Genomic DNA, 3,326 nt, shown 5'->3' with positions numbered 1-3,326 from the left:
GCAGTTGATACTTTCTTCGCAGCCAAACGGCTCGGAGAACATGGAGTTGATGATGTTGGCGGCAATAGCCGCGGCCAAGGATCATCTGCGCATCGGCATGGCCTACTTCGTGCCGGACGACATCGCGCTGCAGCAGATTCTTGATGCAAGGAAGCGAGGCGTCTCGGTCGATGTCATCGTTCCCAATTGGCTCACGGATGTGCCTGTGGTGCGAAAGGGCTCGCGCTTTTTCTGGGGCGAATTGCTCAAGGCCGGTGTGCGCATCTTTGAGTTTCAACCCACAATGTACCATCCCAAGCTTTTGATCGTCGACGATGCCTGGGTGAGCTTTGGCTCGGCTAATCTGGATGAGCGATCCTTGCGCCTCAACGATGAGGCCAGTCTGAACGTCTACGGCTTGGAATTCGCGCGGACGCAAATAGACGTTTTCAACGAGGACCTGAAGCGATCAAGGCAGGTCAGTCTGGAAGAATGGCAAGCGCGTCCGCTAAGCGAAAAGGTCACCGACTACTTTGCGAGCAGGTTTCGCTCCCAGCTCTGATAATGGCGAGGAGGCGGAGATCCAAAGTCCCCGCGATTGCTCGCCAGGTATTTCGCAGCCTTGCTGGATCAGGTCGCGGAAGCCCTCCCTCCCAGCCGCGCTCGCCGCTGGACTCTCCCAGTGTTCCGCACGGATGTGGAGAGCCTAAAAGACTTCGATCACCTTACGGCTTCTCTTTTTGAGAGCCTGGATGGGTTTGCGGCGAGTTTGCGGCTGCGCCGGCGACGACTCCACCGGACGCTGTGCAAGCCTTGCTTGTCTCAGCCGCGCCGTCTTCTCGGCGCGTTGTGCGCGTTCAGCGTCCAGCGTCTCTTGGCTGATGCGTTTGGCGCGGTCGTATCTTTCCTTGTCATGATTGCGCGTCACGGACACCTCCTAGCCAGCAACAAAAATCCTGCGAACCTTTTTGGTGACACGCTGCTTGCGTTCTATGGGAGACGGCGTGATGGCCTGTGCGAGGCGCGCTTCCTTTAACCGCGCCGTCTTGGCGGCGCGCTCAGCACGTTCCTTGTCGACAATGATTGCTGCAGCTGATGTGGTCTTCTCGTTGCGAGCGTCATTATTGGTCCGCGGCATCTCAGCGCCTCGCCTTAATTCTTGTCGCCCGCAGAGCCATTTTGTACCTGGGTCGTGCTCTAACCTGGTGTATCGCCCCCTTGGGCGAGATTTTGCCTCGATGAGCCGGCTTCATGCGCAGGTGGTTGTCGTTGTCCGCTTGTGGGATGGCCATCTCGGTTCTCCTATGCGGGCCGAACTTCGATATGACACAAGTGTTCCAAGGCAACGCGCAAGCTGCTGGGCTATTTTCGAGGCAAGGAAACGCGCTTCAGGCGCGTGATCGGGGAACCGTGACAGGGGGCCGTAGCTGGAACTTTGAGAGCGCAGATAGCGTCGGCGCCTGCACACGGCGGCCCTCTCCCAAAAGCTGTCAGCCGCGGCGGTGCGATTACCGGCAGCAAAGGAGCTTGGTGTCGACGATGAACTTCCTGGCGACGAGATCGTTCGGACATTGCTGCAGCGCAGGATCCCCCCGCGAGCGCATTAGCTGGGTATTGTATGGCGTTAGGGCCGTTGAACCACCACCGGGGTGTGTCAGTAGCACCTTACAGGCAGCCGCAGGTCCAAACGAGCAGCACCGTTCCAAGCGCATAAGGGACCAGAAGCAAACCTATCGTCACCCAGAAAGCCGGCTCTGCCAAGGCGGCCATGTCCTTGCGAAACTGCTCCATGGGGCTACCCCGGCAACTTCGACAAACGAAAAGAGCTGATCTGGTATGGCCTACGGCCCGCTTTTGGCATCTTCGACCTCCAGCGCATCCATGAGGGCTGCCACATCGCTGGGTTCGCCAGCGGCGTCACCATGCACGCCAGTTCGCGCTTTCTTGAGCGCTTGCTCGATCGCATCTTCAATGTTTCCGAGCTCGTCCTCACGCACCTCGCGACCATAACCGGCCGCTTCGGCATCCTGCTCGAATTGCTGAGCCAGCACGGCGAAGCTCACTTCCTCTTGGCCGGCAAGAGTGCCGACATTCTCCTGCAACCAGCTTTCAAAAAACTCTTTGGTCGCGTTCATCGGATAACTCCTCCACCGGATTAAGCGCGGCGGCGATCCGAAGTTCCGCCATGGCGTCACTTTCTCAATCAGACGAACAGAAGCGCGTGCGCTGACATTCACGGAAGGCAGCTGAACTTTCAGGTGCCACATGACCGCCGCTTCATTTGGCCTTTTGCGTATCCGGCGCGAACAGGGCTTGGCCTGCCAGCTTCGCGTGCAACGTGCGGGCCAGGTCAAGATGTTCAAGCACCGTCGGCAGCTTTTCGGAGGCGAAGCGCTGAAGCGCTGCATCCTCGCCCGAGCCTATCTCCCAAGCCAGGAGCTGCGCCGTCCTTTGGTGATCGACGATCTGCGCCCTCAGGTACGCCAGCTCAAACGCGGCGCCGTCGAGCTTTTCGAGATCGGAACGGATTTTCTTGTGATCTGGATCGAGCCCTTCGGGAAGTGGAATCTTGCTTTTATCGGCCACGGATTTCAGCTGCTCATTGGCCTTGTTGTGATCATCGACCATCCGATTTGCAAATTCACGGAGGTCTTCGTGGCTTGTCTTTCCAGCCGCGAGTCGCCCGAACTCTATCTCGGCCCTGCCGCCTGCCGTAATTAGCTGTACGAAAAGCCGATCCTGATAATTCGTCTGGTGCGGTGCTGGAACTCCAGGCTTCTCCATACTGGTATCGGGGGCAAGACCGGCTGGATTGCCGATTTGCGCCAGCGCACAGCAGGGCGACACTGCCAGGACTACTGTCATTATGGCGGCACGCATGAACTGTCCTCCATTCAATACCTAGTTAATTGTCGGCCACGGTTTTTCCCGGGTGATGTCTAGAGCGTGAGCAAATAGGCCACCAATGCTTCCTTTTCCGATTGGTCGAGCTTCGTTCCGAGCACCAGGTTGAAGAACTCAACGGTATCGCCCAGCGTCATCAGACGGCCGTCATGAAGATAGGGCGGAGAATCCTTGATCCCGCGCAACGTGAAGGTCTTGATGGGTCCATCTGGAATGGCAACCTGGTCGTTGAACGTCTGACCAACTTTGTAGAATCGCTCGAGCTTCAGGTCGTGCATATTGTTGTCCATGAAGGACTGGGCTGGAACATGACATTCGCCGCAGCGGCCCTTTCCCATGAACACCTGCTCGCCCTTGATCTCCAGCGCACTGGCGGTAGCCGGGTCAAGTCGTCCAAAGGGATCGAGCTTGGGTGCCGGAGGAAAATCGATGATGTTCTGCAT

Annotated in this window: 5 protein-coding genes and 1 pseudogene; 1 reads left to right on the top strand and 5 read right to left on the bottom strand. The window is 57.8% G+C overall.

What is annotated here, in order from left to right; translation table 11 throughout:
- On the top strand, positions 1-541 hold a 541-nt coding region (locus EN925_RS29040; RefSeq protein WP_245487334.1), incomplete at its 5' end, for a phospholipase D-like domain-containing protein.
- Positions 542-685: 144 nt separating this feature from the next.
- Here EN925_RS29040 and EN925_RS29035 read toward each other — a convergent pair.
- From EN925_RS29035 to EN925_RS29010, 5 genes and pseudogenes are all read right to left on the bottom strand, one after another.
- Entirely contained in the window at positions 686-907 is a 222-nt protein-coding gene (locus tag EN925_RS29035) for a hypothetical protein (RefSeq protein ID WP_013525114.1), read from the bottom strand.
- A 9-nt stretch (positions 908-916) separates the two neighbouring features.
- Positions 917-1,117: a hypothetical protein gene (locus EN925_RS29030; protein ID WP_013525113.1), complete on the bottom strand. Its 201-nt coding sequence runs from the start codon at positions 1,115-1,117 to the stop codon at positions 917-919.
- A 703-nt stretch (positions 1,118-1,820) separates the two neighbouring features.
- Positions 1,821-2,114: a DUF768 domain-containing protein gene (locus EN925_RS29020; RefSeq protein WP_013525111.1), complete on the bottom strand. Its 294-nt coding sequence runs from the start codon at positions 2,112-2,114 to the stop codon at positions 1,821-1,823.
- Between the two features lie 142 nt (positions 2,115-2,256).
- Positions 2,257-2,859 (bottom strand): DUF4142 domain-containing protein, encoded by a 603-nt coding sequence (locus tag EN925_RS29015; RefSeq protein WP_082826787.1) that lies wholly within the window; start codon positions 2,857-2,859, stop codon positions 2,257-2,259.
- Positions 2,860-2,918: 59 nt separating this feature from the next.
- Positions 2,919-3,326: pseudogene (locus EN925_RS29010) on the bottom strand (cytochrome B6); the annotation flags it as partial.

Source organism: Mesorhizobium sp. M7A.F.Ca.US.006.04.2.1, assembly GCF_004022915.1.
GTDB lineage: Bacteria > Pseudomonadota > Alphaproteobacteria > Rhizobiales > Rhizobiaceae > Mesorhizobium > Mesorhizobium ciceri.
This window is presented reverse-complemented; position numbering and strand designations above follow the sequence as displayed.

Coding starts and splice junctions, on each gene's coding strand:
- EN925_RS29030 (WP_013525113.1), bottom strand. CDS start 1,117: ATGCCGCGGACCAATAATGACGCTCGCAACGAGAAGACCACATCAGCT.
- EN925_RS29020 (WP_013525111.1), bottom strand. CDS start 2,114: ATGAACGCGACCAAAGAGTTTTTTGAAAGCTGGTTGCAGGAGAATGTC.
- EN925_RS29015 (WP_082826787.1), bottom strand. CDS start 2,859: ATGCGTGCCGCCATAATGACAGTAGTCCTGGCAGTGTCGCCCTGCTGT.